Origin of the sequence: Sphingobacterium siyangense (assembly GCF_007830445.1) — a bacterium.
Taxonomy (GTDB): Bacteria; Bacteroidota; Bacteroidia; order Sphingobacteriales; family Sphingobacteriaceae; genus Sphingobacterium; species Sphingobacterium siyangense.
This window is the reverse complement of the sequence record NZ_VLKR01000006.1, coordinates 120,194-145,783: the sequence shown is the minus strand read 5'-3', so window position 1 is coordinate 145,783 and position 25,590 is coordinate 120,194. Positions and strand designations below refer to the sequence as shown.

The following is a 25,590-nucleotide window of genomic DNA, read 5'->3' as shown; positions in this document are numbered from 1 at the left end:
ACTAGACAGTGTATAAAGTGATTGAAAACTCAACGGCCCATTTTGTATTCGCTGGAGCGTTGACAGAGAAATTAAGGGCAGGGTTCGTAAAGCATTGTGTAAAAAAGGCGGTCGACTGATCTGGAACCTTAAAAGTTCTTGCTATACCATTTTGCTGTCCGGCTATATTACCGATTGCTGGAAAACCGTTAACAACCAATCCTAATTGCGTTCCAGTCCCTAAAAATGTAAAAACGATATTACCGGATAGAATGACTAACTTCCCCATTTTAAACATCCAACATTCCGATACATTTAGATCTATAACATTATTAGGATAATTACTTAGAGGCGTCCACTGCATCACTTCCTGATCCTTGATCCGGTCAGCCATTGCAAGCAGGTTGGATACGCGTTTAAGCGAATCGAAATCCATCACACCGCCGGCAACTACCATCTTAGCCACTCGCGTGTAGTATACGGGCTTACTGACACCGTCTTCAAAGGTTTTATCGGTTACGGTTTCTTCGATGATTACACGTGCTAATTTAGGCCCTCCAACGAATGGCAGCACCTCGCCATCAATGACGATGGTTCCGTCTGTGACGTTACCGCCGACAACTGTACATCCGTTCAGGATATAGTTCTGACCTCCGAGACCAGCTAGTCCCGATAACTGGCCATAGGCCGACTGTAAAAATGAAAGTGTATTTGTTTCTAGCGGAAAACCGCCTGTCTGTTCAAAATTGACCTTATTCATATCTGATAATGTATTTGGTGCCTGCTAATTTGTATTTGTTGATCATGGCCTTTAAACGGGCCGTTTCTGCTGTATTGTTGAGGGCTTCGGGTACGATCACCACAAAGCCGGTTCCGCTGCGCAATTCATCTGCTGTATATATCGCACGTTCGCCCAGGAACAGGGGGCGCTGCTCACCCTCGGTAAAGATGTAAGAACGCTCATGCAGGTTCGCATCTTCAATCCTGATCGTTCGGTTGCTTCCATCAAAATAATCGTTCAGAACGCGTCTAAGGATGCAAACCTGCGGTGTGATCTGGAGCTCTTTGTTATCGTCGTTGCGCTTGCTCAAAAATAACAGGTAAACGGTACGCAATCCCGATGTAAAGGCGTCGATCAGCGCAAAGATCCTTTTGCGCCTAAAGAACTTTGGCAAAAAGTTCAGGATGACTTTCTTGAAATCGACTGCGAATATTCTATCCATTGTACGGCTGATAAGTGATGTTTGAAAAATCTTTCGGTTTAAAGTATCCGCTTTCCGGAATCTTGTACACCCCGATTGCTACGGGTGGATTATAACCACCGGACGTAGGATTGATCCATGCACTCGAAGCTGATACAATGTGCGGTATTTCTACACCCTCCACCTGCTGTAAGGCATCGACAAGCTTGACAAGTTGCAGAACCCCGTTAAACGGCAGGTTTTTCAGAAAGGTATTGATCGCCTTTTCAACCGGACGGCTGCCATCGATCAAAAGCGTTCCATCCGGTGCGAATATCAAAGGATCATAATAGATGACCATCGTCAGATAGAGCAGATCCGGCAGATAATTTGTCACGGTTATGGTATTGCCTGCATCCTTGACCTCGCTCAAGTATTCCTTGAATGCTGTGAGCTGCTCCCCAGTGATCGGCTGCAGGTTACCGTCCGAATCTTCGGTAGCAATCTTGATGATCAGGCGGCTTTCATTTACCGCTTCATTAACGGCGCAATATTTGATGATTTGCGAAGCGGTTATCTGTTCATCCGTTAGACCGGTATTGTCGTACTGGTCGCTATCCTCGATCAGGCCATAACCAAATTGAAATGCTTTCGCTTTACTCCGGTACCAGCGCAATGAATGCGGCTTAAGGTTCGCGATGGTATCGCTCACGTTGTTTGCATGCACATCAAATAGTGACTCCAGCGTCCAGGTGATGAAAGCCATGACCTCGATCAGGATCTTTTCAAAACTGACCTTGGAGAATTCGGCATCAAACTCGGCACCCACGGCAAAGCCATAGGACTGTGCCAATGTTTCATTGGCCATAAAGCTGATCTTAACAGCCTGTTTTATGTCGTTTAATGTTCTAGCCATATTATTTTACTTGAAAGTCTACCTCTACGATCCAATAGCCGATACCGGCATTTGATTCACCCAGCTGTTCATCTGGAGCAATGGATGTGGCCGGTGAATGGGTGCTGCCAAACAGGTTCGTGATCTGTGGCTTTACCGTTCCCTCAACCTTGACCGGACTCATCACCGGGATATCGTCCGTAATGCCCACACCGTTGGAAAGTGCCGTGGAAAAAACATTTTCCACATCTCCGGTCGTTTCGATGGTCGCATCAAAAAGACTCTGTCCCTGTTTTATCTTAGTATTCTGCATTGATGATAATGGGTTTGTCCTTGTATAAATCCAGTCTTGTGACCTTAAGGTCATCCTTTGCGAAATGCTCACGGATCCGGTGCCTGTATTTTAGATAATCCTCATCCAGCAGGATATCCTCCAGTCCGACACCCAGATCGGGATCGCTTTTAAATTCGCCCTGGTAACTGATCAGGATCACGGCCTTGTTCTGCTCGACCGTATTGCCGATCACCAGACCGCTAACGATCTTTCCCTCGCTGTCACGCTTGATATCAATCTTAAGATCCAGCTGATCTTCGGGCGTGATCAAATTGCCAAATTGGATTCCTACACCTTTCATTTTTTACTCCAGTTTACCGTTAAACGTTCCTGTCACTGCACCATTTGGAGCGACCAGACCCGACGTATAGGTGATCTTTGCACCTTTCACATAGGTATCAATCGCGCCTGCCAGACGCTCGGCAAATTCCTCCACCGAATCGGCATCCCTTTTTTGCATGTCCCGAACGATCGAGACAATTCCGCTTTTCAATTCCTGTTTATTAAGTGCCATTTAAATCTATTTTAAAAGACTGTTAATGTTCTGCTGTAACCGTTCGATCTTGACCATGCTATCCGGCAATGCGGTGCCTGACGGCCCCATATTGGTAAATAGCTTCAATGTTTTCAGGATATCGACCAGATCATCCATAAGCGACTTGAGCGATACCGAATTATTGCTGATCGCGACCTTTTTGTCGCTACTGTCAAATACGATCTTAAGACCGGACTGCATCAGTTCAAAGCGCTGCACCTGATCGACCTGGATAATGGTCAGCGTGTCGAGCGAACCATCGTCCGACAGCATCAGTACACTTGATCCGATGGCAGGTATCAGCATGAAGTAGTCACTCCCCTGGGAAACGACCGCTTTCATTTTTACCTCATCCACTTCCAGCCCCGTGACCAGCTGCACCGTACAGGTCTGACCGGATACGGCCGTCACCTCTCCACGGATCGGATAATTGACCATGATACCCAGGGCTTTCTTTAAAGCATCCTTTACCTGACTGTTCTTATCCATTTGAACTCAATTTTATGCCCGGAGTAATCGTACGCACGCCACCGGACGCACTAAAATTTGTTTTTACGCTCACCACATAATACCATCCCGTTTTATAGGGATAATCATGGTCAACTATCTTTGCCGAATAGCCGGGTGCGACCTGTGGGATCAGCCAGCTGTCAAAACTACCCTCATAACCGTCATAGCTGCCACGCAACAAGGCGGCTTTGGCCACTGATCGCATATCCTGTTCACTCATCGGACCTACTTTAAAAGTCTGCTTGTCGCCACCGGTAGTCCCCACGGTGATCGACTTCATTTTTCCCTTGGTGTCGGTACTTTCGACCGTTACCTCAATTTTTTTATCTATGGCCTGCTTATACTCCAGTGAACTTTTTTCAATATTCCGGCTCATGGAGTAGACTACAGAGCCCGCCTTTTCGATATACGGGGGATGGATATGCAATACTTTGGCCTGCGAATCAAAGTAGATGTTTGCCTTTGTTTCCTCCTGGAGCTTCTTGAGCACATCGTAACCTGTAGCCTGATGGATCGTAAACTTTTCATAGTTTATCGTATAATCACAGGAAAGCTTATAGGATTTATCTATATGAGCGATCAGGTACTCGGCGATCTTTTTGACCGATGTCGGTTTGAGCTGCACATCGGGAACCGACACGCGGAACAGAAAAAGACTGTCCTCACAGTGGATCACCAGTGAACCGTCGTTTGTGATCTTTTCGACATAGCCCTCAAATTCATTTACCAGTTCGTTGTCATAGCCCAGCTGGATCACGACTTTGGATCCGCGTTTGATTTTACCTTCGATCTGGAGAACACGGTTGATCACCGCTTCGGGCAAAATAATCTTTGCCCTGTCAGCAAGGTTATCCACGGAGCATTCGATCTCACAGCTTTCCAGCGTGCGGAGCTCATAGGTACGTCCATCTGTGGTGAACTTGATCTGCCAGGTCATGTTAAACATCTTTTTCCTCGATTAAAAGTTGATAACTAAAGTCCGATAACGCTTTGATGTTGTAAGCCTGCACATTCTCACCCTTGGTAAAGGGGAAACTAAAATCTTCGATGACTATAAAATTTATTCCCAACTGTTCAAGCGGCGGACATTTTATCATTATCTTCTTAGCAGTAGTCAAGACATTTTTTAATCTCACAAAATCCTTTAAAGGAAAACAATCCTCCACATTACCAGTGAGCATTGAGCCCATCAAGTAACCAGTGATCTGGATCTGATAATCGTCCCGGCTCCAGCGCTCCTTTATCGTTCCCTGAAAGCTCTGATCCCTATTAGGATCCTGTTTGGCCACATTGCGCTTGACCACATTATTCTTACTGCTGATCGTGATCATTGGCTCATAGGGCAGTAAAAAATAGGTTTTCCCCTCATCAATTGACAGGGATAACGGGAAAAACTGTTCTGATTCTGCCTGTGGCCGGTCTGCCTGCCAGATATCGCCGATAATCTCCGATGGCCGGCCGGTATCGATCCCCAGCTGGTTCCTGATCGGTAAAAAAGGAACCGTGGGCAATACGTGTTTTGCCAGTTCATTTTCCAGTGCCGTAAACCGTGGTACCAGTTTGACCACCTCGCTGCCTACCAGTGAAGCAAATAATATATCCTGATTTGATAGTGCCATAATTAACTGTTTGCTGTTGTGGCCATCGCAAGCAACCGGAGCAATGCGTCCTGTGTCTGCGTGGTCATCTGATCTGCTGTATCCTTAAAATCATTTCCCTGTATTGTCAGTGCCCTGATCAGGCTGTCCAGGTTAATGGTGATGTAATTGTGTTTTGTACCGCCGGTGGCCATGGCCTCATTGGATTTGTCCTTATCCTTGTTACCATTTCCACCAGCCAGGTTGCTGTTTACCATATTTGCGCCCGGAACCCCGGCCGGCGTCGCGATACCCAGTTTGGATTTCATCTCACGGGTAAAGTCACCGATACCCTTATCGTTCCATTTGAGCGATCCCGCCGCTTTTTTGGTTTCCTGCCATGCTGCTGCATAGTCCGATTTCGCCTGGTTGCGTGTCTGGGTAACAGCCTGCTGCCGCTCCTCGCTGCGCCGGGTAATTTCATCAATTGCCAGCTGCGCGCCCTCGGAATCCCATAGCCCCTTGAGCTTATACCAGGCGATCCTGATCTTGTCGATACCCGAAAGCAAAAAGTTTTCGGATTCCAGCCAGCCCAGTTTGAGCGAGCCCATCAGTCCGCCGAAAAGGAACTTGATCGCATTAACGGTATGTTTCCAGGCTTCACCCCAGCCGTCCACCTTATAGATCAGCAGTCCGATCAGCGCGATCAGTGCGATCACACCGGCAACGATCCAGGTGACAGGATTCGCCAGCATGGCCGCATTGTTGAGCCACCAGGCTTTTGTGCTCATATTGATGGCCAGTGTGGATATGGTCGTCCAGGCAGCCTGTGCCATGGTCGCCGCTTTCATGATCATCAGTGCACTGGTCACCACGCCCAGGGCAATAGTGATCCCCCAGATGACGGGATTGCCCTCCTGGAACTTATCCACGAGCCAGCCGATACCGTTAAATACTGCATCCAGCGCCGCGCCCCCCAGATCAATCAGCGCCATGGTGGCCGGACTGATCACACCGTACAGGATCAGGAACTTTTCGCTCACATTGTCCATGAACTGCGCCCATTTACCGCCCATCGTCTGGCCCATCTTGACCGCCATGTTGTGGAACTGGCCGCCCTCTTTGGTGGCGCCCATAAAGGCATCTTCAACCATTTTGGTCGATATCTTGCCCTTTTCCATTTCTTCTTTCAGCTGGCCGATGGATTTGCCCGTCGTTTTGGAGATCTCATTGAGCGGATTGAACCCGGCATTGATCATCTGCAAAAGATCCTGACCCATCAGTTTACCCGTGGACGACATCTGCGAGTAGGCCAATGTGAGCGAGCTCATCTTATTAGCGTCCCCCATGGCAATATCACCGATCGCCTTTAGCGTCGGCATGATCTTCTGGGAGGCAATACCGAACGAGAGCATCGTTTTGGCATTTTCGCCCAGGCCCATTTTATCGTACGGGGTTTCCATACCGTACTTGGTGATATCGGCCACCATTTTCTTTGCGGCCTCCTCAGAATTCAGCAATACTTCAAAAGAGGTGTTCTGTAGATCCTGCTGGATCCCCAGGCGTAAAGCCTGCCCGGCAGCGGCACCGGCCACGATCAGCGGATTGGTAAAGAATCCGGCAAAAGGTATGGCCTGAAATGCCTGGGCAAACATGCCCGGCATACGCTGCCCTGTACGCTCCAGCTGTGCGATCTGGCGTTCCAGATCCTGGATCTCCTGATTGTACCGCCTGATCGCACGTATGTTGGATGTCGGTATCCATTCGCGCTCGGCACGCAACAGCTCCAGGCGCTGCCTCAATGTACCCGTCGTACGGCCGAACTGTGCCATGGCCAGTTCCACCTCACGCGCCTGGCGCTGGAGGTTCGCAAAGCGATTGAGCGCACCATCAGAGTTGACTCCGATCTGTCTCATCGCCGCGCTCATCCGGTCACGTAAGGAAAGGGTATATTCTAAAAGGTTAGACATCTGGATTATTTGATTTTGACTGTTGCTGTTTGAACCAGGCTAGCTCGACCACCCGGCGTCCCCATTCTTCGGGATCAAGGCCGTATGGATCGATGTGCAGGTAATACCGCAAGCCCATATTTGTCTGCCTCAGCCAGCTGGTCCAGGCGAACATCTCCCTGCACCACTCGACCTCGGTGATCTGCTTTGACTGCTGCGGACTGCCTTCGGGGGCTTCGACCCGGTAATCAAAAGAGGCGTCCGCTATAGCTTTTCCAGGCTCGCGGTCACGGTCTCCACCGTCTGCATCATCATGGATGACGCTGCCATCAGTTTATTTTCGTGGGCCTCCACGTCATCACCGCCCAAAAAGCAGGTTCTGAACAGGGAAATATTATAGGTAATGAATTTGCCCTGCTGCAATAAGCTCTGACAGGCTTCAATTTCTTTGATCTTCGGTGAACGTACATAACATACTTCGCCCGTTTCCAGCGGAATGCGGTATACGGATCCGTACTTTACTTTCCACGCTTCGATCTGTTCTTTAGTTACTTCTATCATGATTTCTATTCTTTAAAAAAAGGACTTTACAGTCTGTGGCTCCAAAGTCCTTTTTTATGGTTGTATCTATTATTTGCTATACGTTCTTTTGGATATCCAGCGCCAGGAACGGCACGGTGATCTCCGCAAATTTGTCGCCCTGCTTGAATTCGACGGCCTCCTCCGTAAACCGGATCCCGATCAGCCTGTCCGTCCGCAAGGCATCGCCCCTGGAGGGATTGCCATAGGTAACCTCGGTATCGATGGACAGCGAAAGGATATCGCCGCCGGATGAGTCCAGCAGTTCATTGTAGGTGGACTGCAACAGGACAAGTTCACCCTCCACGGATTCATTGCCCGACTGGATCGCCTTTGCCTTGCGGCCTTTGGCATAGACGGCTTCTCGCTCGATCTTGCGGGTGTACTTTACGCCCCGGATGCCCAGCAGATCACGACCACCGGCAATCACGGTGATATCTGCCCATTCATATTCTCTACTGTTAAATGCCATGTGCTATGAGTTTGAAGTGACCGGAACGAAACCCAGCGGCACATCGATAAAGCGATTGTACCCTTTGGCACGTACCTGTAATTTTGCCAATTTCAGCGTTGAGGTCGAGGTGACATTATAAGTCAGATCCAGCTTACAGATCACGCCACGGTCTTTTGGATCATTTGCATTGAACGACAGTTCATTGTTGGCCGACATCTGTGCATAGATCAGTCCCTCTACCCGGTTTTCTATGGTTTTCGCATAGATCACGCTCACTGTACCGTCCTCATTGACCGTGCTGTCATCCAGTAGGAAGTCCAGCAGCGCTTCATAGGCCAGACGGTAGGCCTTGTCGATCACACGGCGGTGCGTACCATAGTGATAATCGTCCTCTATCGAACAGGCCAGTGGATCATCGGTAAAGAAATAACCGGATTTGCCCGTATGTGTCCTGAACGTGACATATCCCTTATCATGCAGCGCCGTGATATCGTACTGCTCCACCAGTGTATCTTTGATGAATACCTGCGAGAAACTCAGCGCACCATCGATGACCTTGCCCGGATTGACCTGCACCTGGATGCGGGCTTTCCTTCCGGCCAGGAGACCGACAGCTGCACCATTCCCGGCCGGTGATCCCGTACGTGACAGGGTATCGCCGATCAGGATCTGCACGCGGTTGAGGTCCAGCTCTGTCAGATCTTTCAGCGTGACCTTGTCACCGTCAAATCCATAGCCCTCCAGTAACGTGTAGAAAGGTGCATACTTGTTTTTGGTATAATTATCGGCCAGCAGCTGCGCCTTTGTGGCTGCAAGAAATACATCTTTGTCCAGTCCCGTCTCCACTGTGAGCACATATTCTGCCGATGGCGAAAAGGATGTAAACAGCATCCTGATCTTACCGTTGGCGGCATTCAGCAGCGTCTCTGCCGGAGCAGATCCCGATACGTCCGGCGTGAACCAGTCGCTGACCTTGGTTGTCTTCGCCAGGCCCATCAGCCATAGTTCGGTACCTTCACCGGCTTCACCGTAAAATTCGGACAGTGTTTTGTGGAGCATGTAATTGTCGATGCTCGCTGTGATCCCAAGATTCGCAACATCTTCCATGCTGCGAATCTGGTAGGCTTTGCCCAGGACAAACGTAGCGCCAACGGCAACAGCGCTGGCCAACAGGCCAAATACACCGTCCGGAGATTCTACTAGCTGACCGAGATTGCCATTTTTGAAAGTTATTGCTATCCCTGGTAACATATTATTCAGCGTTTTCGATCAATACTTTTCTACGTTCCTCCAATGCTGCCACCACTGTAGCGCGCTTGTCGCTCTCAAATGGAGCGAGGCCTTCCAGCGTATCGACCAGGGAAATTGCCTCGATCTGCTCGACAGCGGTTTTCTTGCCTTTTTTACCGGATTCTTCCTGGTTCTCATCATCCTCACTGGTGCGTTCCACTTTGCTGACCGATTTATCCGTCAGGCCCTTTGCATAGTTTTTGGCGTCCTGCTTTTTGTAGAATGCCTGACCGTCGCTGGTCTCGAAGTATTCCAGTAAGTCTGGATTATTTTTAAAATGCTTGTTCATGATCTTACTTTTTGATGGTGTAGATTAAATATCCCGCTCCGATTGTCCCCAGTATGCCGCCCAGCCACATTAATGTTCTGTGATACCAGCTGAATGGCTTTTCGATATAGACCGGGGGCTTCTGTATGGTGACCGTTCGCGTATTCAGCCGGTGCTTTTCCTGCCACTCGGCAAAAAGTTCCTTTGCCCTGGTCTCACAGTCCACCGTCAGTTTGTTGTTTTCGATACGGACAACCGGATTCTTCAATGTACCGTCCTTCGATGGTCTGGCAGCCGCGTCAATGATCACGACCTTGTTCTTTTCAACGGCCAGTGTCGCCGTGTAGCTGCTCTCCTCAGCCGGGATATGGAAGACTGTATCGCGCTTTACGATACTGTCCCTGATGACCTGTGTCTCTGTGACCGTCGGGGGATCGGATGCGATCCTTTTGGACCGGCACCCGAAGAGCCCAACAATCAAGAATAGAATCATACTGTAACCTAAAATGCTTTTGATGCTCATTGAAATGATTATTTGATGCTGTTTAAATTCTGATAAAACCTTTCATCGTACTTATTTTTCTCACCCTTGAGGTGACGATGTAACCCTCGCGGCTGGCCTCCTGGTCGGTGTTCCCTTCAATGGTTGTCACCGTGCCGTCAGCGTTGACCTTGTCCACAAAACCTGTATGGCCCATGCCGCCCGAAAACTCCATGATAAAAATGTCTCCGCTATGCGGGGCCGTTACGCGTCTGGCCGGCAACGCATTCCATTGTGCCAGCACACCGGCAGTTCTGGTCAGTGGGTTTACCACACCGTTCTGCTGTGCTGCCTGCTGCACGCACCAGTAAACGAAAGCCATGCACCAGGCATAACCTTTGCCCAGGCCAACGCTCCTAAGATATTTTTCGACTCCCGGACCTGCATTGCTGCCTCTGGGGAATTCCTGTACGCCGTACTGGCTGTGAGCTTGCTGTAGCGAACGTTCTGCTAATGTCATGGCTGTTTCCCGTTTAACTGTTTGTATTTTTTGAGTTCATCCGTCATGTTTTCGATCTCCTGGATCAGATCCCTGATCTTTTGATCCTGCTTCTGGATGGTATCGATAGCTGTATCGAGCCTTTTGGTAGCATCGTCGAGCAACGCCCTGTAGAATTCAGCTGCCCTGGACTCTGCCTCGATCTCGGCAATGGATCCCTCAGCAACATTTTTACGACGTGCCAAAAACCATGTCAATACAGCTGGAACCACAAGCATTGCTAGATTAGATACCAGTTCCTGCATTAGATGATCGCCCCGGCATATTTTTCCATCACCTTGACAGCGATGTAATAGTGACGTAAATTGTACTTGTTGGTCTGATGCTCCGGGCTAGTGGCAGCGGATGCAAAGTACTGTTTGGTCAAACCCGTTTTCTTGACCACGTTTTCAGGATGGAAGATGATACTTCCTTCCAGATCCGCCGGATCAGCAACAGCGCCCCAGGCTTTTTTCACGCCGGCAGCGGTGTACTTAGGATTGTCGATGTTTTCATAGATATTGAATCCAGCGAGCATTCCCTTGAGTTCACCGGATAGGTAATCTGCAAGTTTGTCCGCGTACTTGTTGGAGTTGTCCTCCAAAAGGTCGTTGACGTGGTCGCTGCACAATACCAGGCGGCGGCCTTTCTTTTTACACTTCTGTTTGTCCATACGGCGGCGTGCTGTGACAAGGTCTTTCCATAACAGCTTTCTGCGGCCGCCCGGTTCCACCTCATCACCCGTACATTTGATGACAAATGTTTCATTGCCATTATCCGCCTGTGGTGCCAGTGAGTGGATCGCTTTGGCGTATTTGGAATCCGTAATGGAATCACGGTGCGACTTGGTCACCACGTCGATCTGTGCATAGCTCGCGCCCATCACCTGGTCATCGGACAGTGTTGTCACCGTTGTCTGGTATTTATCCAGTTTCACGGTCATGCTGTCATCATCATAGGCAACCATCGCGATCGGATAGGCCGTATTGTTGATCAGCACTTCCGGGCGGAATGTAGAGATCGGGATATGGATAATGTTCTGCTCAGATGCAGAGCCGGATCCCACTTCAAGGACCTGCGTATCGATCTCATCGATACCCTCCAGCCATGGTGCATTGTTTTCGTCGCGCAACAGGGTTCTTACCCTGTTTTCCCATACTTCAGGAAAATTTTGTGGCATATCTTTAATGATTAGATTGTAAATAATTTGTTGTAGGCATCGGGCTGCGTTGCCTTAAAGTTGAGCTGGTCAGCAAGGCTCAGTTTCTGGAAGTCGTCCAGGGTTTTCACCTCGGCTGCTCCGCCGCTCGGATTGGTCACCGAAGCCGCAAGGCCTGTTTTGCCCGGGATGGAATCCAGTGTGGACTGTGCCAGTTCGGGATTGGTCTTAAAGAGGCTCAGGAATGTCTCCTTGCTCTTTGCTTCGATCTTGCCGTCCTTGATGGCAGCATCCACGACAGCGAGGTTCGTCTTTTGCTTTTCGGCCTCACGTTCCGCTGTCAGCGTGTCGTTCTGCGTTTTCAAGAGCGTATTTTGCTGGTGCAGTGCCGTGATCTTTTCATTGACCATGGATTCTTCCACACCATCTTTGTCCGTATCGGTAAAGCCCAGGGCTACCAATGCAGCAAGTGATAATTTAATTTTACTCATATCTGAATGTTGATTTGTTGTCGTTGTCGGAGGGACTACAGCACGCACGGACAGGCAGATATTTTTGATCTGCTCATCGGTCATCAGTTCGCGCTGCTCATTGTAGAGTGCAAGTGATTTCTTGTTGGACGGTACCGGAACAATGGAAGCCTCGACCATTTCCCAGTCCACCAGGTACAGTTTATCGTCGATGATCTCGAAGCGGTACGGGATGAGTCCTATGGACGCACCCTTGATAAAGCCATTGTCAACTTTTCGCTTGACCTCCAGTGCCTTTGTATCGTCGGTATCAAAGTTTGGCTGTGCCAATAAAACATAGGGCTGCTCCTCCAGGTCCTGCCAGTTCCCCAATACCGATTCGTTTTCGTTATTGTGATCCGACAGCATCACCGGATTGTCGGCAAACCGGTCAAACCGGCCACCCGAATTGAGTACATAAAAGCCGTGCGAATTCTCGACACGCTCATCGTTCAGTACAAATTTTTTACTCGTTTTACCTGGCATTTTCTTGTGTTTATGGAGGCAAATATGGTGGGAGATTTTAGGGCAAAAAAATAGTTGTACAGTTTCTGAACAGGTGTGTAAAGTGGCTATACAACAGTGTTCAGCCGCTTTACAACTAATTTAAAAGGAGAGTTTTCAGGGCCATTTTTGCTTCAAAAAGGTATGGCAAATGATATTGGAAAGGACAAGGAATGGGCAAAGTCCCTGTTCCTGGACGGGCTCACCCGAAAGGAGATCGCACAGAAGACCGGACGCACGGAAAAGACCATTGGCAAATGGGTGACAGACGGCGGCTGGGAAAAGATGAGGCAGTCACTGCTGGTGACCAAGGACAATCAGATCAACGCTCTTTATGCCCAGCTGGAGACCATGAACGAGGAGATCAAGACACGCCCGATTATCCATGATGTGCCGTCCCATCTGCTCAAGCCGGTCAAGCTGAAAGATGCGGAGGGCAATGAGTTCCTGGAGTGGCCAGCCTACAACGCAAAAGACTATCCGGTGAAGATCGGCAACTTTCCGACCTCCAAGGAAGCCGATATCATTTCCAAGATCACCGTATCCATCAACAGGCTGGAGACCGAGACCTCGCTGGGCGAATATATCGAAGTGTCCAAGCAGCTGATCCAGTTTGTCCGCAAGCAGGACGTCGAGTTTGCCGGCATGCTGACCAAATACTGTGACGCACTTATCAATGAGCAGCTGAAATAATGGGAAAAAGAAAAAGAAAAAAGACCGAAAAGCAGCTGCTTGAGGAATGGAAGGTATTTCGGGAAAATAGCCTGCGGGCCACACCCATAGACCTCAATGAGACGGCTATCGAAAAAGCAAACCGGATCAAGAAACTGGAGGCCGACGATGAAGCCTGGTTCAAATACTACTTTCCGCATTTCTACACCTCCGAGCCGGCAGGTTTCCATAAGAAGTCCACCAAAAAGGTAATGACCAGACTGGAGCTATACCTGATCCGCTCCTGGGCACGCGAACTTTCCAAGTCAGGGCGTACCATGATGGAAACGATCAAACTGGTACTGACCAAAAAGAAACGCAATGTACTGATGGTATCGTCCACCTATGACAATGCCGTCCGCCTGCTATTGCCCTATAAGGCGGCCTTTGAGACCAACCAGCGTATCATTAACGATTATGGCCAGCAGCAGAGCATCGGACAGTGGGAAACCGGGGAATTTGTGACCATGGGCGGTGCCGCATTCCGCGCACTGGGTGCCGGACAGTCCCCACGGGGTACCCGTAAGGATGAAGTCCGGCCGGATGTGATCCTGATTGATGATATCGATACCGATGAGGAGTGCCGCAATCCTGAAAGGATCCGTAAAAAGGTCAAGTGGATCGAGGAGGCACTGATCCCGACACGTTCCATATCGGGCCACCTGCTTGTCATCGTCTGTGGCAATATCATCGCCAAACTGTGCTGCGTGACCGAACTGGCCAAACGTGCCGATGAACAGGAGATTGTCAATATCCGTGACAAGTACGGAAAAAGTACCTGGCCATCCAAGAACAGCGAGGAGGCTATCGACAGGGTGCTGGCTTCCATTTCCTACAATTCAGCGCAAAAGGAGTATTTCAACAATCCGATAAATGAGGGTACCGTCTTCAAAAAAGTGCGCTTTGACAAGTGTCCGCTGCTGCGCAGCTGTGAGCATGTACTGGTCTATGCAGATCCGGCAACCTCCAACAAGGACAAGGGCAAATCATCCACCAAAGCCGTCGTGGTGATCGGTTACAAGGATTTCAAATTCTATATCTACAAAGTATGGCTGGATACCATGCGCAATTCCAGGTTTATCGACTTCCTGTTTGAGGCATTTATGTATCTGGGCAGGGAACGCGTGGATCCAAAACGGATCTACATTGAGAATAACTCCTTGCAGGATCCATTTTACGAACAGGTATTCACACCGCTGATCCGCGAGCAGGAACAGACTGTGGGCTACACTTTGCCCATCACCCCGGATACCCGTAAAAAGCCTGAAAAGTTCTTTCGGATAGAGGGTACCCTCGAACCCATCGACCGCCGTGGTGACCTCATTTTCAACATTGCAGAAAAGGCAAATCCTCACATGGAACGCATGGAACAGCAGATGCTGGCCGTAGAGGAAAACTGTAAGGTCATGGACGGACCGGATGCTGTCGAGGGCGGAGTAAGTATCATTAAAATTCGTGTATCGGTATCTGGAAATACCTACGTATCGGGTGCACGTGTCAACCAAAAATATTGATTATGTTTTTACAAAGGGAAGATCTCAAGAATAACATCTACAACTACCAGTTGGATCAGATCACCGAGGGTGATGAGGGTATCGTCATGCAGGCCATGCAGGCGGCAGAGGATGAAGCGCGGAGCTACATGGAAGCAAATATCTACCAGAAAGAAAATCAGGACGGCCGCCTGATCTATGATACCGATGCCATTTTTGCCGCTACCGGTGAAGACCGCCACGCCCTGATCGTGCAGCAGTGCATCACAATTGCCAAATGGTATATCGTGGATCTGTGCAATGTCGATATCATCTATGAGCAGGCCAAAGAACGCTATGACCGGGCAACGGCATGGCTGACCAAACTGGCAGGGGGCGATATCGTCCTGAAAAATTTACCCACCAATGAGATCAGCGAGGAGGATACCGAGTTAAAGCCCTTTTCGTTCGGATCACGTCCCAAATTCAACTACGAATAAGCCATGGCAAAAAATAAGAATTCAGTCAAAAAAAATAGTGCGCCCGGCATCAGCCATTCGATTGCGCCAAAGAGCGTATACCGTACACGCATCGATATCCAGCAGTGGAACCGCTCACTGGATATGTTCCGCAATGTCGAATATCCGAAGACCTATCCCTTGCAGCTGCTGTACAACGAGATCAGCAGCGATGCACTTTTATTGTCCCAGCTGGGCAACCGGATCTCCAAATCCCTCAAGGCCAGTTTTACGATCAGCATCGGTGATAAGCCCGACAGCGATATGACCAAAGACTTGCAGAATAAGAAATGGATCAATGACATCAACAAGCAGATCCTGCTCAGCCTGTTCTTTGGCTATTCGGCCTTTGAATTTGAATTTGACAAAGATGGCAACTTTGTGGTCACGCCGATCAAACGCACCAACATGGTACCGTCCAAAGGTCTTTTTTATAAAGACTATACGGACGACACAAATACCATCCTTTACCGTGACCGTAAGGAATACGGCACCTGGTTCCTGGAGTTCGGCGAACCGGATGACCTCGGACTGCTCAATAGCTGTGTACCGCATGTGCTTTTCAAAAAATTTGCGCAGAGCTGCTGGGCAGAGCTCTGCGAGATCTATGGTATTCCGCCACGGGTAATGAAGACCAACACGCATGACAAGTCTATGGTCGCCCGTTCCGAAAAAATGATGCGCGACATGGGTGCAGCGGCCTGGTTCATCATCGATAGCACCGAACAGTTTGAGTTTGCAAAAGGTGTATCCACCAACGGCGATGTTTACCAGAACCTGATCCAGCTCTGTAACAATGAGATGTCCATGGTAATATCCGGTGCCATCATCGGTCAGGATACCGTCAACGGCAACCGGTCAAAAGATGAATCCGCACAGGAGGTACTGGGCGACCTGGTGGAAAGTGACCTGTCATTGATCGAGATGTACTGGGAATCATCCATCATCCCGGCGCTGGTACGGATCGGCATATTGCCCGAAAGTGCTTCGCTCACCTACGACAAGGCCGAAAACCTGGGCGAGCTCTGGGACAGGACAAAGGAGGCCATGCCTTACTACGAAATCAAGCCCGAATGGATCAAGGAAAAATTCGGTATTGAAGTGGAGGGAAAAAGGGAAGCAAATCCGCTGGCAGCGCTCAACATCGCAGACCGTTTTTTCGTCTAAGCCCCCAAAGCTACTTTGCGGGGCTGCATCACCGTTTGAACTTTTTATACCAGTGCGAGTGCCCGGACTGCAAGGTGATCCGGCTGGCAAAAAAGGAAGAGCAGAACAGCCTGTTTAAACCAGTTTTAAAAGCCGCTGAAAAGGCCTTTAAATACCTGCACAAACAGGGAGGTTATAAGGTAGAGGATCTGAGCGCAAAACCCTATCAGGATCTGATCAGGGAGACGGCAAATGTATTTGACATGGCCATCGCTGACAATGTGGTCTCCGAAGAGCTCAGGAGGGCTTTGCAGTCCGATGCGTTTCACTTTGGCACGATCAAGGCACATGCCGAACTGTTCGATGCCTCGCTCTATCTGCTGGATGAAAATGGACATATTAAACCACTGTCACAGCTCAAGCATCAGTTTGACCGGCTCAATATCCAGTACAATGAGCAGTACCTGGACGCCGAATATCAGTTTGCGATAAACAGTGCGCTTTCGGCCGATCAGTGGAGCCGTATCGGGGAAGACAATGAGGTGCAATACCGTACCGCCGGGGATGAGCATGTGCGCAAGCAGCATGCCGAACTCAACCGGATCACGCTGCCAAAGAGCAGCCCGTTTTGGCTGAAATGGTGGCCGCCCAATGGCTGGGGGTGCAGGTGCCGCGCAATTGAGGTATTAAAGGGTAAATACCCGTTGTCCAATGAAGAGGATGCGATCAGAAAAGGCGAAGAGGCAACCACCCAGATCGCCAAAGATGGAACCAACCGTATGGCTATATTCCAATTTAACCCCGGGCTGTCCCTCAAGCTTATGCCACCGGAGCACCCGTACAATAAGGTTAAAGATGCCGATAAGATTGAGGTCAGAAATGAAAAACCGTTTATCCTGGACAAGGCATCTGGAGAGCGGCTTATAGGCCGTGGATTTACCATCGATCTGAATGAGCCGGCCACAGATTTTTTTAACAAGAATTTCGCCGGGTTCAATTTTGAAGAGCTTGACGATGAAATTCAGGCATTGGCAGATGATCATGGCCTGACATTTAAGAACAAGGAGATCACCCAGCTAAGCAGCAGGCATATCCAGTTGGTGTATGAAGCAAACGGGAATAAGTTTACACTCTATAGGGATCTATTTATCAAGGATGACCTTAAAACAGTGGAGCATTATTATTTCAAGATCCACGAGGATTTACAGGGTACGGGTATTTCAAAAAGACTGTTCAACTCGCTTTATACCCAGTACCAGAATGCGGGTATCGAATCCATTTCGGTACATGCCAATATCAATATCGGAGGATATACCTGGGGAAAATATGGCTTTAGTGCTTACAAGAGCCACGACGTTGAAACCCTGTATGAGCGCGCAAGTGGTTTATTCAAGAATGGCACATTGACTGATAAGGACTTTGAGCATTTTGATGGACTCTATAACTACTACAAGACAAACGGGGGTAATTTCAATATGCACGATGTGGCAAATACCGATTATGGTAAAAAACTGTTATTGGGTACGGACTGGTATGGAAAAATTGATCTTCGGGATGAGGAGCAACGGACTATTTTTGAGAATTATCTTAAAGGGAAGTAAGATATGAGCGGATATCATCAACAGATATGCCATATATTTCAGCGGCTTTTTGTTCAGAGTACCCAAGTTTATTCATGGTAGAAACGGCCGCAATAACCTTATGCAGAACATCGGTCTGTGATGTTACAGTAAATTCACTGTGCATTTTTGAGGTTAATTCTTCTTTCATGTTGGACAAATATATAAAATATTGATCAGATGCAAAATTTTGTTACCGAGTTTATTAGAGATGTGGCCATTGACCTCAATGATGAGTTTGACCAGAACTTTGAACGCAAGGCCTTTTTTACCGATAGCTGGCCATCGGTAAAGATGTATAATTCCAAGGGATCCATGATGATACGTACCGGAGCTTTGCGCAATTCCATCAAGTACGATATCATGGGCGACCGTATTACCTGGAGCTCATCATTGCCCTATGCAAGTATCCACAATGAGGGCGGTGAGATCCGCGTCACCCAGAAGATGAAAAAATATTTCTGGGCAATGTATTACAAGGCCAATGAAGCAATGACGACCACAAAAAAGGGTATTTTGATAAACTCTCGCAGAAATATAAGGTTAGCGAATGAAGCCGAAAAATGGAAAAACCTTGCGCTGATGAAAGAAGGGTACATGATCAAGATCCCCAAAAGACAGATCATCGGCAACCACCCGGAAGTCAACAGGCGAATTGAAACAATATGGGCGAGCAAGTCCGAAAACTTCCTTAATTATATGACGCAAATTTTAAGAAGACGATGAAAGACATTATTTCAAATATTCAGCATATTATCGCTACAAACAGCAATATCAAATATGTGGATGAAGATTGGGGACAGCTGGATGACTACAGCCCTAATTTTCCGGTGCAGTGGCCCTGCTGCCTGATCGATATTACGGGCGGTCAGTTTTCCAACATCGGGATGGATAGATCCGCCAAACCACAGAACAGGCAGGAAGGAGACCTGGCAATCACTTTGCGTGTGGCCAATCTACGTTTGACCAATACAAGCGCACTGGCTCCGATCAGGCAAAAGGATCATGTCAGATCCCTGCATCCGCTCATTGAAGAGATACATCAGCTGATCCATGGCACCAGCCCGGTAGAAAATGGGGGAAAATTAATGCGAAGTGCTTTCCGGCGGATCCGCCGTGACGATGGGGTTCAGGAATATCAGATCATGTACACGATGGGCGTACACAATGTTTAGGCAAATAGCCTGGTCTGATAACTGGCCTCGGCCTTTTCAAGTTCCCTTTTGACAGGTGTGCTCAAAACAGCATAAAGCGTGGTACGTGATATGGGATAGATCGGATAAATGTATTTACGCCACACAACAGTTGTGGCCACATCAGGAGTTTTGTATTTATTGTATAGCTCAAGTATGTTCTGATAACGTTTAAGCTTATTGATATTGGCGCCAGCGATTCGGTTATTCATACTATAAATAAAAACTATATTGTACAACTACAAATATAGCAAATGTTTGTTGACAAAAAAAGCCTGAACGATTGTTCAGGCTTTTTTATGACCAGTTTCTTATTGACCAAGTTTTACCATCTTTCAATAATCTAAATCTAGAATTACCATAATTAATAACTTGGAATTTTGGCTCTTCAATAGTTGCTTCGAGTGGAACACCTGGTTTAAAAAATCGCTCCCAAATAGGAAATAAATCCAAATATTTACCGTATACATCTTGAAACCTATAACTAGGATCCCCTTTAATCTCCAGGTCCTCATTGGAGTTTAGGTATCTTTTGATAAAATTAAATTTCATGGTTTCGGTCTCATCCAAGGAATTAACAAACGTTACCACATAATAATCAGGGTTTGTTATTTCCTTATCTTTTAAGAATACCCATTTTGTTTTCGATAATGCCGCGCATTGTTTGGCGAACTCCAGGGCCTCCTCTTTTGGAAAAAAGTTATACTTTGATATATCTGGTTCAGTTTGGGCGACCACTATGCTCCAGGAACTGAAAAGTATAAATAAAGCAAATAGTATTCTTTTCATGGATTTAATAGATTTAAGCCCAAATATAAAATTTTTCTTCTGTTATTTAATCCAATCTGTTGTATTTCCAAGCCTATCTTTTTTCGGCTTGAGCCCTAAGCCCCGGAGGTGTTTCCAATATTCTGATAGATCTGCTGGACTCAATTTGTCCGCATAATCCTTTGACCAACTGTTTGGAAAACCCACGGTACCTTTTTTAGATATCTCCAGCAATAGTTCATTATAGTAACGCACTAGGTTGGATATCGAATGTTTGCCCTTGAACAGGAAATTTTCGCTTTCAAAGTAATGCTTTAAAATCTCTTCAGTAATTTTTATACTGGAGATCTTTCCGCCATCCTGTCGCGAGGCTTTGTATTTGATCCTATTGCATTTTTCGTACATCAGGCAGAACATAGCCACTTTTCTATTTGTGGCCATTTCAACAATCTTCTCACAGGTTAGTCCGATCTGGTTACTTTTGCTGGCGATCTGTTCCTCAGCATATGGGATATTGATCATTAAACCTCTAAACTGTCCATCGTTTAAAGGACTTTTAATAGCTATTTCAATAGCTGTTAAATAGCCCTGGTCAAAGGTGACGTACAGACAGCCTTCTAACTTTTTGGACGTTAATTTATACACCTGTTTCATCGTTTCAATGCGTTAAGATGATCCGGTTTAACTTTTTTTTCGAATATCGAAAGAACCTGACCGAGCTCGATCACATCCAATCTGTTCAATGGCTTCTTTTTTTGCTTTATGCAAAAATCGTCAATGATTGTTTTCAGTTCAGTATTTGATTTATGGAAGTACATTTCCCGGGCTATGCTGAACATCTTTTTTCGCATCGCATCTCCAGGAGCAGGCTCCCAGTCATCCGGGATTTTTTGAACGGCTGTCTGCAGTGTTACAATTTTTGCAAAAAGCTGGTCGAATTCCTCATCGGAAAGTTCCCTGCAGCTTTCGGTTCGGCCGTCTGTAAATTCACAGACGGCCTCTTCTTTTGTTTTATCCAGTGCCTTGCACATGGCGTAAAACCTACGGTAATCCCTATGATTCATTTTCAAAATACACCTTGTAGTAATTCATACCCTTTTCCTCATCAAAGCCTCTCTCGATCAGCTCACGTTTTCCATGCACGCTGATCTGGAAATTTTTATCAAGCTTGATCATATTTTTAAAACCTGCCTTGCTTTTTTTGATTATAGCATTGGAAAGTGGGAATTCATCTGGAATCTTCGCATCCAGTAGGTCTTCAGTATTCGCTTTGGATATTCTAAATAACTCGATAGCTTGTTCTGATCCAATGACCGATTCTTCAAATTCTTCTTGAGAAAACGTCTCATTATTTTTAAAATATGCCTGTGCTTTATTGAGCAGATCGATCTTGTCCATTTTTTCAACCTCAAAGACTTCATCCAATCCGTCAACAAAAGTTTTAAAAATTCTGATCGTTGCCTCGGTCTGGAAATTGGAATCGTTGCGCAATTTCACCTGAAGGAATTCGTCCCGCCAAAAGCTATCGTCAAAAGATTTGGTATTCTCTGCTAGAATTACCTTATATCCGTTGTCGGCTTCACAATTTAAAATGATGACAGCCTTGTCAATATCCCCTACACCGACGCCATTCACAATTTTCAGCTTATATGTGCCATTTTCTGGATTTGCATCTAGGTAACTCTCTTTGTTATCATCTACTTTGAAAAGAGCGAGTGCTTCCCTTTCTTCACCTTCAAAAAGTACATTGTTAAATTTAACTGTATAAAATTCTCCAGCCTTGATTTTTGGATGATTGGAAACCTCATATAATCGTTGTGCCAAAATCTTAGAGGCTTCCAAAAATTCATACCTACCGTCAAAAATCCGACAAGCGTAATAATAAACTTCATTCAGATCCAATGAACTGTTGATATCGGACAATCTATAAACGCGCGGCTCCTTATGGAAAGGATCAATAAAAAACCGCATTAAATAGGCTTCTGTTTCTTCATCAAGGTCAAGGGATTGATCGGACAATATATAAAATTCGTCCTGTGCTTTGTTACCGACTCTATGGACGGAAACAGCTTTAATTTTGCTATCGATAAAATTTAACATAATCGTATTATTTAAGTTGTTATTAATTTAAATGAACTTGTAACCGCGTGGTTTGATTGCTTCAATTGTCGCTCTAAATGGAAAGCCGTTCATCTCCCTAACTTTTTGGCATTGCTGCTGGAGGATCACGGAGCCGGTAAAGATCACCCTGTCCCTGTTGTCATATCGGATCTGTAAGACCAGGCACTTGCTGTTACCTTTGTCCTGGTACTTGGAGGGTTCGATCTTAAAGTCCAGCACCTCGATGGTATGACCGACAACCTCATCGATCTCTATTTTCTTTCCATTGAACTGATCTATCTGAATATTCAAATCACTAAAGTTTTTCATGTATGAGTTTTTTGATTAAATTTTTGGAATTGCAGTGTTTTGCCCAGCCAAGATAACTGGCGATACTCTCCTTGGGTTTGTTCGCCTTTATCGCACGGGCAAAAGCCTGCTTGATGGTTTTTCGCATTAATACATGTGTGGGATAGTGTACATAGCCTCCAAAGTCAATGCCTGTACTTGTTGGAAATGGACCGCGGTTCGGCTTCAATGAAAGCTTGAGGTTATCATATAGGTATCGTTGGATCCTGTCAAACAATCCTTGTAGATAATTTTTATCCTGGTGCAGGATGACGATATCGTCCGCATAGCGCAGATAATACTTGACCTTGCACTCTTCTTTGATCCAGTGATCAAAATACGACAGATAAAAGTTGGACAGATATTGGCTTAAGTAATTACCGATCGGAAGACCAGGGGCACTGTCGACGATCCCATCCAGTAGCTGAAGCATTTCCCTGTCCTTGATCTTTTTCCGTAGCATGGACTTTAGGATCCCATTATCGACGTTGGGATAAAATTTCTTAATATCTAACTTTAGACAGTACATCGTACCCTCAGTATCGCTCATATACTTCTGTAGCACTTTGCTAGCCAAATGCACACCACGACCTTTGATACAGCTATAGGTGTCGCGTGTAAAAACAGACACAAACATCGGTTCAAGGATATTCATAATAGCATGCTGCACGACACGGTCGCGATAAGGTAAAATAGATATCTCACGTTCTTTTCGTTCGTAGATTGTCCGGTGTCGATATGGGGACGTCTGGTAAGTATTTGTTGCTAACTCGCGATATATATCGGCGATATTCTGATCGTAATTTTTATCAAATTCGATGATTCCTGTTTGCTTAGACTTTCCTTTCCTTGCGATGCTATCCGCAAGGAGAAGGTTGTCTATGCTGCATAATTGGTCGTATATGTTGCCTAATCTTTTCATTGTTGCGCCTTTGCTTAAAAGGTCGTCTTCGCCCGGTTGAGCTACCAACGCCCTGCAAGGAATAAGTATTTTTTTACCTTTTGGGTAAGGCCTGTGCTGTTATTATCATTTTTAGCATTGTGGGCACTGACATTCGCGTTGTCGTTGTCGTAATTGTAATCGTTGTACGAAAACGAGGAGGACGAACCAGTACAGCACACGACCTGTTTAATTTTTATCTGCTTGGGGCTAAACTCCTGGTATAAATAGCAGCGAACTGTTTACCCATGTATATAGCCTTTTCCGGCGTATCTACAGAACGGCGGGCACCGACAGACGCGCAGTCGTCGGCGTAAAGGTAACCGTTGCCCGAAAACGAGGAGGACGAACCAGTGGGCTTATAAAAATATGGATAGTACCATTTTTGCCCCATTTCAAGTGTTTTACCTTCACGGAGAGCCATTGCAATCTCTTCTATCTCTTTATCCGCCTTTTGTGCATCCGAATCCCTTTCGGTCTCCCAGTTAAACTGTGCTACTGTTTTACCATTATACACCAGTGCATCTTCCACTGTCTTGATGCGATCCATGATATTTTTGACAAATACCTTTTCGCCAAATAGATTTTTAAGAAGGTTTTTACCTTTATCGTTAGCCCCGTCAAAAGCTTTGATAGCGTTTTCTTTCGTGATTGTTAGATTTTCCATGATTAATCGTTTGTATTGTTAATGTACTGACTGTACTCCAATGGGAATGTCCTTCCGGCATATCTAGCCAGCTCACTTGTTTTCAAAAGCTGGCGGGCACCGACACCCGCGAAGTCGTAGTCGTAAGCGGAATCGTCGTACGAAAACGAGGAGGACGAACCAGTGGGATTGTAAAACCAAGGATAATACCCACGTTTAACATGTTTACCGCCGTTTAGGGCGAATACGATCGCTTTCACCTTCTCATAGCCAATGGTGTCGATATCCATTCCTTTTGTACGCTCATTGAACTGTTCCAATGTTTCGCCTTTGAATTCGAGTGCTTTCTCGAATGTGTTGATTTGTTTGTAATCCATTTTTATTGTGTTAAGATTTTCGTTTTTAATTCTCTTTTAAAAGCCTCTTGCAGATCATCGGAGTAGTTGCCTTTAAAAGCCTTGATAACTTCTTTTTGCTCCTGTAGGAAGACATTTTGATAAGTATTGACTTCCAGTTCCTCCACAGCCATCATAATCACATATCCCCGAGCAAGGAGGAACTCGGCCATCTCATCCTCTGTGAAGTACAACTGCATTATATTTCCTCCTTTTCGATTTTCAATACGAAATAGGACTCTCGCTCTATTGCGTCAGTATATAAGCCATAGACTTTCATCTGGCTACCTATTTGCAACAGATGTGGGTTTATCACGACGCGATCATACCAGTAGGCAGGATCCTTGTCAGCCTTTTTTATCAGGCCATCTACACCAACCCATACGGTAACATATTCGTCTTTGCTTTTTTCAAATTCTATCTTGAACATTTTTTGTTTCGGTTGTTTTTTTTGCACGTAATAAATTGTACCAATGCAGACCAGGCAAAACACAATGACCAGAATGCAGTTTGAAAGTTCCTCTCTCATTGAAAAAAACTCCTTCCTTCCAAAAAGGCATCATGGATGTATCGCATCGCGATCTCATCGTCACCTCCATCTGGCTGTGGCGCAAAGCGATGATAACGGAAAATGCTTTCGTATGCTTCAATGGATTTATTTACCATGACATCATTGTGAAGCTCTTTAGCCTCGTCAATGGATGGGATGGACACCTTAGTGTCCTTGTCCCATCCGATTCTATTTGATATATCGCTGTATATGCTCATTTTGATACTATTTTTTCTACTTTATGAATAAGTGTTCTTAACCCGTCGCGATACTTGCTTATAAATTCTAACTGATCGCCTACTTTAATAAAATCGGGTGCTATAACTTCACTTCCAGTCCAAACGGCGCTTTGGAAGGGGCTACAGTCAACCACGATACCTAACTCATTTATTTCCCACCAGAGGAAATCCTGACCGTTATCCTCGAAATAGATCCTTTTCAT

General features: G+C 46.6%; 40 protein-coding genes. 7 read left to right on the top strand and 33 right to left on the bottom strand.

Annotated elements, in window-relative coordinates; genetic code table 11:
* Nucleotide 1 precedes the first annotated feature (1 nt).
* From IQ31_RS07805 to IQ31_RS07715, 20 genes are all read right to left on the bottom strand, one after another.
* Nucleotides 2-739, bottom strand: coding sequence for a hypothetical protein (locus IQ31_RS07805; protein ID WP_145327650.1), 738 nt, complete (start codon nucleotides 737-739; stop codon nucleotides 2-4).
* Nucleotides 732-1,202 (bottom strand): hypothetical protein, encoded by a 471-nt coding sequence (locus IQ31_RS07800; protein ID WP_145327649.1) that lies wholly within the window; start codon nucleotides 1,200-1,202, stop codon nucleotides 732-734. The genes IQ31_RS07805 and IQ31_RS07800 overlap by 8 nt, the downstream gene beginning before the upstream one ends.
* Nucleotides 1,195-2,076 (bottom strand): nucleotidyltransferase, encoded by an 882-nt coding sequence (locus IQ31_RS07795; RefSeq protein ID WP_145327648.1) that lies wholly within the window; start codon nucleotides 2,074-2,076, stop codon nucleotides 1,195-1,197. Before IQ31_RS07795 ends, IQ31_RS07800 begins: the two co-directional genes overlap by 8 nt.
* A gap of 1 nt (nucleotide 2,077) precedes the next feature.
* Nucleotides 2,078-2,368 (bottom strand): hypothetical protein, encoded by a 291-nt coding sequence (locus IQ31_RS07790; RefSeq protein ID WP_145327647.1) that lies wholly within the window; start codon nucleotides 2,366-2,368, stop codon nucleotides 2,078-2,080.
* A complete protein-coding gene (locus tag IQ31_RS07785) occupies nucleotides 2,355-2,690 on the bottom strand; it encodes a hypothetical protein (protein WP_145327646.1) in 336 nt (111 codons plus the stop codon). The genes IQ31_RS07790 and IQ31_RS07785 overlap by 14 nt, the downstream gene beginning before the upstream one ends.
* Before the next feature lie 3 nt (nucleotides 2,691-2,693).
* On the bottom strand, nucleotides 2,694-2,903 hold the full coding sequence (locus tag IQ31_RS07780) for a hypothetical protein (RefSeq protein WP_145327645.1): 210 nt from the start codon (nucleotides 2,901-2,903) through the stop codon (nucleotides 2,694-2,696).
* 6 nt (nucleotides 2,904-2,909) lie between these two features.
* Nucleotides 2,910-3,413, bottom strand: a complete 504-nt coding sequence (locus tag IQ31_RS07775; protein ID WP_145327644.1) for a hypothetical protein — start codon at nucleotides 3,411-3,413, stop codon at nucleotides 2,910-2,912.
* Nucleotides 3,406-4,371 (bottom strand): hypothetical protein, encoded by a 966-nt coding sequence (locus tag IQ31_RS07770; RefSeq protein WP_208734160.1) that lies wholly within the window; start codon nucleotides 4,369-4,371, stop codon nucleotides 3,406-3,408. The genes IQ31_RS07775 and IQ31_RS07770 overlap by 8 nt, the downstream gene beginning before the upstream one ends.
* Before the next feature lies 1 nt (nucleotide 4,372).
* On the bottom strand, nucleotides 4,373-5,053 hold the full coding sequence (locus IQ31_RS07765; protein ID WP_145327642.1) for a DUF6046 domain-containing protein: 681 nt from the start codon (nucleotides 5,051-5,053) through the stop codon (nucleotides 4,373-4,375).
* 2 nt (nucleotides 5,054-5,055) lie between these two features.
* Nucleotides 5,056-6,981, bottom strand: coding sequence for a tape measure protein (locus IQ31_RS07760; RefSeq protein WP_145327641.1), 1,926 nt, complete (start codon nucleotides 6,979-6,981; stop codon nucleotides 5,056-5,058).
* On the bottom strand, nucleotides 6,974-7,099 hold the full coding sequence (locus IQ31_RS28060; protein WP_280176846.1) for a hypothetical protein: 126 nt from the start codon (nucleotides 7,097-7,099) through the stop codon (nucleotides 6,974-6,976). The genes IQ31_RS07760 and IQ31_RS28060 overlap by 8 nt, the downstream gene beginning before the upstream one ends.
* A 125-nt stretch (nucleotides 7,100-7,224) precedes the next feature.
* Nucleotides 7,225-7,521 carry a hypothetical protein gene (locus IQ31_RS07755; RefSeq protein WP_145327640.1) on the bottom strand — a complete coding sequence of 99 codons (297 nt, stop codon included), beginning with the start codon at nucleotides 7,519-7,521 and terminating at the stop codon, nucleotides 7,225-7,227.
* A gap of 76 nt (nucleotides 7,522-7,597) precedes the next feature.
* Nucleotides 7,598-8,011, bottom strand: a complete 414-nt coding sequence (locus IQ31_RS07750) for a hypothetical protein (RefSeq protein WP_145327639.1) — start codon at nucleotides 8,009-8,011, stop codon at nucleotides 7,598-7,600.
* A 3-nt stretch (nucleotides 8,012-8,014) separates the two neighbouring features.
* On the bottom strand, nucleotides 8,015-9,244 hold the full coding sequence (locus IQ31_RS07745; protein WP_145327638.1) for a DUF2586 family protein: 1,230 nt from the start codon (nucleotides 9,242-9,244) through the stop codon (nucleotides 8,015-8,017).
* 1 nt (nucleotide 9,245) lies between these two features.
* On the bottom strand, nucleotides 9,246-9,572 hold the full coding sequence (locus IQ31_RS07740; RefSeq protein ID WP_145327637.1) for a hypothetical protein: 327 nt from the start codon (nucleotides 9,570-9,572) through the stop codon (nucleotides 9,246-9,248).
* A 4-nt stretch (nucleotides 9,573-9,576) separates the two neighbouring features.
* Nucleotides 9,577-10,074 carry a hypothetical protein gene (locus IQ31_RS07735; protein WP_145327636.1) on the bottom strand — a complete coding sequence of 166 codons (498 nt, stop codon included), beginning with the start codon at nucleotides 10,072-10,074 and terminating at the stop codon, nucleotides 9,577-9,579.
* A 22-nt stretch (nucleotides 10,075-10,096) separates the two neighbouring features.
* Nucleotides 10,097-10,552 carry a CHAP domain-containing protein gene (locus tag IQ31_RS07730; protein ID WP_145327635.1) on the bottom strand — a complete coding sequence of 152 codons (456 nt, stop codon included), beginning with the start codon at nucleotides 10,550-10,552 and terminating at the stop codon, nucleotides 10,097-10,099.
* On the bottom strand, nucleotides 10,549-10,836 hold the full coding sequence (locus IQ31_RS07725; protein WP_145327634.1) for a hypothetical protein: 288 nt from the start codon (nucleotides 10,834-10,836) through the stop codon (nucleotides 10,549-10,551). Before IQ31_RS07725 ends, IQ31_RS07730 begins: the two co-directional genes overlap by 4 nt.
* Nucleotides 10,836-11,750 carry a phage major capsid protein gene (locus tag IQ31_RS07720; RefSeq protein WP_145327633.1) on the bottom strand — a complete coding sequence of 305 codons (915 nt, stop codon included), beginning with the start codon at nucleotides 11,748-11,750 and terminating at the stop codon, nucleotides 10,836-10,838. Before IQ31_RS07720 ends, IQ31_RS07725 begins: the two co-directional genes overlap by 1 nt.
* Before the next feature lie 11 nt (nucleotides 11,751-11,761).
* Nucleotides 11,762-12,724, bottom strand: a complete 963-nt coding sequence (locus IQ31_RS07715; protein ID WP_145327632.1) for a hypothetical protein — start codon at nucleotides 12,722-12,724, stop codon at nucleotides 11,762-11,764.
* A 162-nt stretch (nucleotides 12,725-12,886) separates the two neighbouring features.
* Between IQ31_RS07715 and IQ31_RS07710 the strand changes: the two genes are divergently transcribed.
* From IQ31_RS07710 to IQ31_RS07690, 5 genes are read left to right on the top strand one after another with little or no spacing between them, the layout of a single operon-like run.
* Nucleotides 12,887-13,435: a helix-turn-helix domain-containing protein gene (locus IQ31_RS07710; RefSeq protein WP_145327631.1), complete on the top strand. Its 549-nt coding sequence runs from the start codon at nucleotides 12,887-12,889 to the stop codon at nucleotides 13,433-13,435.
* On the top strand, nucleotides 13,435-14,967 hold the full coding sequence (locus IQ31_RS07705; RefSeq protein ID WP_145327630.1) for a hypothetical protein: 1,533 nt from the start codon (nucleotides 13,435-13,437) through the stop codon (nucleotides 14,965-14,967). Before IQ31_RS07710 ends, IQ31_RS07705 begins: the two co-directional genes overlap by 1 nt.
* Nucleotides 14,968-14,969: 2 nt before the next feature.
* Nucleotides 14,970-15,425: a phage protein Gp36 family protein gene (locus tag IQ31_RS07700; RefSeq protein ID WP_145327629.1), complete on the top strand. Its 456-nt coding sequence runs from the start codon at nucleotides 14,970-14,972 to the stop codon at nucleotides 15,423-15,425.
* Nucleotides 15,426-15,428: 3 nt separating this feature from the next.
* On the top strand, nucleotides 15,429-16,610 hold the full coding sequence (locus tag IQ31_RS07695; RefSeq protein ID WP_145327628.1) for a phage portal protein family protein: 1,182 nt from the start codon (nucleotides 15,429-15,431) through the stop codon (nucleotides 16,608-16,610).
* Nucleotides 16,611-16,645: 35 nt separating this feature from the next.
* On the top strand, nucleotides 16,646-18,190 hold the full coding sequence (locus IQ31_RS07690) for a phage minor head protein (protein WP_208734158.1): 1,545 nt from the start codon (nucleotides 16,646-16,648) through the stop codon (nucleotides 18,188-18,190).
* On the opposite strand, the gene IQ31_RS07685 is transcribed toward IQ31_RS07690, so the two are convergent.
* Complete coding sequence (locus IQ31_RS07685; RefSeq protein ID WP_145327626.1) at nucleotides 18,177-18,359, bottom strand: hypothetical protein; 183 nt, start codon at nucleotides 18,357-18,359, stop codon at nucleotides 18,177-18,179. The genes IQ31_RS07690 and IQ31_RS07685 overlap by 14 nt on opposite strands.
* A gap of 29 nt (nucleotides 18,360-18,388) precedes the next feature.
* Here IQ31_RS07685 and IQ31_RS07680 point away from each other — a divergent pair, with 29 nt between their 5' ends.
* Nucleotides 18,389-18,934 (top strand): phage virion morphogenesis family protein, encoded by a 546-nt coding sequence (locus IQ31_RS07680; protein ID WP_145327625.1) that lies wholly within the window; start codon nucleotides 18,389-18,391, stop codon nucleotides 18,932-18,934.
* Nucleotides 18,931-19,383: a hypothetical protein gene (locus tag IQ31_RS07675; RefSeq protein WP_145327624.1), complete on the top strand. Its 453-nt coding sequence runs from the start codon at nucleotides 18,931-18,933 to the stop codon at nucleotides 19,381-19,383. Before IQ31_RS07680 ends, IQ31_RS07675 begins: the two co-directional genes overlap by 4 nt.
* Here the strand turns inward: IQ31_RS07675 and IQ31_RS07670 are convergent.
* From IQ31_RS07670 to IQ31_RS07615, 12 genes are all read right to left on the bottom strand, one after another.
* A complete protein-coding gene (locus tag IQ31_RS07670) occupies nucleotides 19,380-19,613 on the bottom strand; it encodes a hypothetical protein (protein ID WP_145327623.1) in 234 nt (77 codons plus the stop codon). The two genes, IQ31_RS07675 and IQ31_RS07670, sit on opposite strands and share 4 nt — an antisense overlap.
* 85 nt (nucleotides 19,614-19,698) lie before the next feature.
* Nucleotides 19,699-20,190, bottom strand: coding sequence for a hypothetical protein (locus IQ31_RS07665; RefSeq protein ID WP_145327622.1), 492 nt, complete (start codon nucleotides 20,188-20,190; stop codon nucleotides 19,699-19,701).
* A gap of 42 nt (nucleotides 20,191-20,232) precedes the next feature.
* Nucleotides 20,233-20,823 (bottom strand): hypothetical protein, encoded by a 591-nt coding sequence (locus IQ31_RS07660; protein ID WP_145327621.1) that lies wholly within the window; start codon nucleotides 20,821-20,823, stop codon nucleotides 20,233-20,235.
* A complete protein-coding gene (locus tag IQ31_RS07655; RefSeq protein WP_145327620.1) occupies nucleotides 20,820-21,233 on the bottom strand; it encodes a hypothetical protein in 414 nt (137 codons plus the stop codon). The genes IQ31_RS07660 and IQ31_RS07655 overlap by 4 nt, the downstream gene beginning before the upstream one ends.
* A complete protein-coding gene (locus IQ31_RS07650) occupies nucleotides 21,223-22,269 on the bottom strand; it encodes a nucleoid-associated protein (RefSeq protein ID WP_145327619.1) in 1,047 nt (348 codons plus the stop codon). Before IQ31_RS07650 ends, IQ31_RS07655 begins: the two co-directional genes overlap by 11 nt.
* Before the next feature lie 27 nt (nucleotides 22,270-22,296).
* Nucleotides 22,297-22,599 (bottom strand): hypothetical protein, encoded by a 303-nt coding sequence (locus tag IQ31_RS07645; RefSeq protein ID WP_145327618.1) that lies wholly within the window; start codon nucleotides 22,597-22,599, stop codon nucleotides 22,297-22,299.
* A complete protein-coding gene (locus tag IQ31_RS07640; RefSeq protein ID WP_145327617.1) occupies nucleotides 22,586-23,539 on the bottom strand; it encodes a reverse transcriptase domain-containing protein in 954 nt (317 codons plus the stop codon). Before IQ31_RS07640 ends, IQ31_RS07645 begins: the two co-directional genes overlap by 14 nt.
* Nucleotides 23,540-23,753: 214 nt before the next feature.
* Complete coding sequence (locus tag IQ31_RS07635) at nucleotides 23,754-24,224, bottom strand: hypothetical protein (RefSeq protein WP_145327616.1); 471 nt, start codon at nucleotides 24,222-24,224, stop codon at nucleotides 23,754-23,756.
* 2 nt (nucleotides 24,225-24,226) lie between these two features.
* Nucleotides 24,227-24,580, bottom strand: coding sequence for a hypothetical protein (locus tag IQ31_RS07630; RefSeq protein WP_145327615.1), 354 nt, complete (start codon nucleotides 24,578-24,580; stop codon nucleotides 24,227-24,229).
* A 2-nt stretch (nucleotides 24,581-24,582) separates the two neighbouring features.
* Nucleotides 24,583-24,798, bottom strand: coding sequence for a hypothetical protein (locus tag IQ31_RS07625; protein ID WP_145327614.1), 216 nt, complete (start codon nucleotides 24,796-24,798; stop codon nucleotides 24,583-24,585).
* On the bottom strand, nucleotides 24,798-25,028 hold the full coding sequence (locus tag IQ31_RS07620) for a hypothetical protein (RefSeq protein ID WP_145327613.1): 231 nt from the start codon (nucleotides 25,026-25,028) through the stop codon (nucleotides 24,798-24,800). The genes IQ31_RS07625 and IQ31_RS07620 overlap by 1 nt, the downstream gene beginning before the upstream one ends.
* A gap of 95 nt (nucleotides 25,029-25,123) precedes the next feature.
* Nucleotides 25,124-25,366 (bottom strand): hypothetical protein, encoded by a 243-nt coding sequence (locus IQ31_RS07615; RefSeq protein ID WP_145327612.1) that lies wholly within the window; start codon nucleotides 25,364-25,366, stop codon nucleotides 25,124-25,126.
* Nucleotides 25,367-25,590: the final 224 nt, after the last annotated feature.

Bases quoted from the DNA above. Each gene is read 5' to 3' on its own strand.
- IQ31_RS07640 (WP_145327617.1), bottom strand. From the start codon at position 23,539: ATGAAAAGATTAGGCAACATATACGACCAATTATGCAGCATAGACAAC.
- IQ31_RS07700 (WP_145327629.1), top strand. From the start codon at position 14,970: ATGTTTTTACAAAGGGAAGATCTCAAGAATAACATCTACAACTACCAG.
- IQ31_RS07705 (WP_145327630.1), top strand. From the start codon at position 13,435: ATGGGAAAAAGAAAAAGAAAAAAGACCGAAAAGCAGCTGCTTGAGGAA.
- IQ31_RS07795 (WP_145327648.1), bottom strand. From the start codon at position 2,076: ATGGCTAGAACATTAAACGACATAAAACAGGCTGTTAAGATCAGCTTT.
- IQ31_RS07615 (WP_145327612.1), bottom strand. From the start codon at position 25,366: ATGAGCATATACAGCGATATATCAAATAGAATCGGATGGGACAAGGAC.
- IQ31_RS07800 (WP_145327649.1), bottom strand. From the start codon at position 1,202: ATGGATAGAATATTCGCAGTCGATTTCAAGAAAGTCATCCTGAACTTT.
- IQ31_RS07625 (WP_145327614.1), bottom strand. From the start codon at position 24,798: ATGCAGTTGTACTTCACAGAGGATGAGATGGCCGAGTTCCTCCTTGCT.
- IQ31_RS07745 (WP_145327638.1), bottom strand. From the start codon at position 9,244: ATGTTACCAGGGATAGCAATAACTTTCAAAAATGGCAATCTCGGTCAG.
- IQ31_RS07635 (WP_145327616.1), bottom strand. From the start codon at position 24,224: ATGGAAAATCTAACAATCACGAAAGAAAACGCTATCAAAGCTTTTGAC.
- IQ31_RS07790 (WP_145327647.1), bottom strand. From the start codon at position 2,368: ATGCAGAATACTAAGATAAAACAGGGACAGAGTCTTTTTGATGCGACC.
- IQ31_RS07805 (WP_145327650.1), bottom strand. From the start codon at position 739: ATGAATAAGGTCAATTTTGAACAGACAGGCGGTTTTCCGCTAGAAACA.
- IQ31_RS07750 (WP_145327639.1), bottom strand. From the start codon at position 8,011: ATGGCATTTAACAGTAGAGAATATGAATGGGCAGATATCACCGTGATT.
- IQ31_RS07735 (WP_145327636.1), bottom strand. From the start codon at position 10,074: ATGAGCATCAAAAGCATTTTAGGTTACAGTATGATTCTATTCTTGATT.
- IQ31_RS07630 (WP_145327615.1), bottom strand. From the start codon at position 24,580: ATGGATTACAAACAAATCAACACATTCGAGAAAGCACTCGAATTCAAA.
- IQ31_RS07665 (WP_145327622.1), bottom strand. From the start codon at position 20,190: ATGAAAAGAATACTATTTGCTTTATTTATACTTTTCAGTTCCTGGAGC.
- IQ31_RS07775 (WP_145327644.1), bottom strand. From the start codon at position 3,413: ATGGATAAGAACAGTCAGGTAAAGGATGCTTTAAAGAAAGCCCTGGGT.
- IQ31_RS07765 (WP_145327642.1), bottom strand. From the start codon at position 5,053: ATGGCACTATCAAATCAGGATATATTATTTGCTTCACTGGTAGGCAGC.
- IQ31_RS07770 (WP_208734160.1), bottom strand. From the start codon at position 4,371: ATGACCTGGCAGATCAAGTTCACCACAGATGGACGTACCTATGAGCTC.
- IQ31_RS07785 (WP_145327646.1), bottom strand. From the start codon at position 2,690: ATGAAAGGTGTAGGAATCCAATTTGGCAATTTGATCACGCCCGAAGAT.
- IQ31_RS07655 (WP_145327620.1), bottom strand. From the start codon at position 21,233: ATGAATCATAGGGATTACCGTAGGTTTTACGCCATGTGCAAGGCACTG.
- IQ31_RS07670 (WP_145327623.1), bottom strand. From the start codon at position 19,613: ATGAATAACCGAATCGCTGGCGCCAATATCAATAAGCTTAAACGTTAT.
- IQ31_RS07710 (WP_145327631.1), top strand. From the start codon at position 12,887: ATGGCAAATGATATTGGAAAGGACAAGGAATGGGCAAAGTCCCTGTTC.
- IQ31_RS07675 (WP_145327624.1), top strand. From the start codon at position 18,931: ATGAAAGACATTATTTCAAATATTCAGCATATTATCGCTACAAACAGC.
- IQ31_RS07740 (WP_145327637.1), bottom strand. From the start codon at position 9,572: ATGAACAAGCATTTTAAAAATAATCCAGACTTACTGGAATACTTCGAG.
- IQ31_RS07760 (WP_145327641.1), bottom strand. From the start codon at position 6,981: ATGTCTAACCTTTTAGAATATACCCTTTCCTTACGTGACCGGATGAGC.
- IQ31_RS07680 (WP_145327625.1), top strand. From the start codon at position 18,389: ATGCAAAATTTTGTTACCGAGTTTATTAGAGATGTGGCCATTGACCTC.
- IQ31_RS07715 (WP_145327632.1), bottom strand. From the start codon at position 12,724: ATGCCAGGTAAAACGAGTAAAAAATTTGTACTGAACGATGAGCGTGTC.
- IQ31_RS07695 (WP_145327628.1), top strand. From the start codon at position 15,429: ATGGCAAAAAATAAGAATTCAGTCAAAAAAAATAGTGCGCCCGGCATC.
- IQ31_RS07685 (WP_145327626.1), bottom strand. From the start codon at position 18,359: ATGAAAGAAGAATTAACCTCAAAAATGCACAGTGAATTTACTGTAACA.
- IQ31_RS07620 (WP_145327613.1), bottom strand. From the start codon at position 25,028: ATGTTCAAGATAGAATTTGAAAAAAGCAAAGACGAATATGTTACCGTA.
- IQ31_RS07755 (WP_145327640.1), bottom strand. From the start codon at position 7,521: ATGATAGAAGTAACTAAAGAACAGATCGAAGCGTGGAAAGTAAAGTAC.
- IQ31_RS07780 (WP_145327645.1), bottom strand. From the start codon at position 2,903: ATGGCACTTAATAAACAGGAATTGAAAAGCGGAATTGTCTCGATCGTT.
- IQ31_RS28060 (WP_280176846.1), bottom strand. From the start codon at position 7,099: ATGGGCTTGCGGTATTACCTGCACATCGATCCATACGGCCTTGATCCC.
- IQ31_RS07730 (WP_145327635.1), bottom strand. From the start codon at position 10,552: ATGACATTAGCAGAACGTTCGCTACAGCAAGCTCACAGCCAGTACGGC.
- IQ31_RS07660 (WP_145327621.1), bottom strand. From the start codon at position 20,823: ATGAAACAGGTGTATAAATTAACGTCCAAAAAGTTAGAAGGCTGTCTG.
- IQ31_RS07720 (WP_145327633.1), bottom strand. From the start codon at position 11,750: ATGCCACAAAATTTTCCTGAAGTATGGGAAAACAGGGTAAGAACCCTG.
- IQ31_RS07645 (WP_145327618.1), bottom strand. From the start codon at position 22,599: ATGAAAAACTTTAGTGATTTGAATATTCAGATAGATCAGTTCAATGGA.
- IQ31_RS07725 (WP_145327634.1), bottom strand. From the start codon at position 10,836: ATGCAGGAACTGGTATCTAATCTAGCAATGCTTGTGGTTCCAGCTGTA.
- IQ31_RS07650 (WP_145327619.1), bottom strand. From the start codon at position 22,269: ATGTTAAATTTTATCGATAGCAAAATTAAAGCTGTTTCCGTCCATAGA.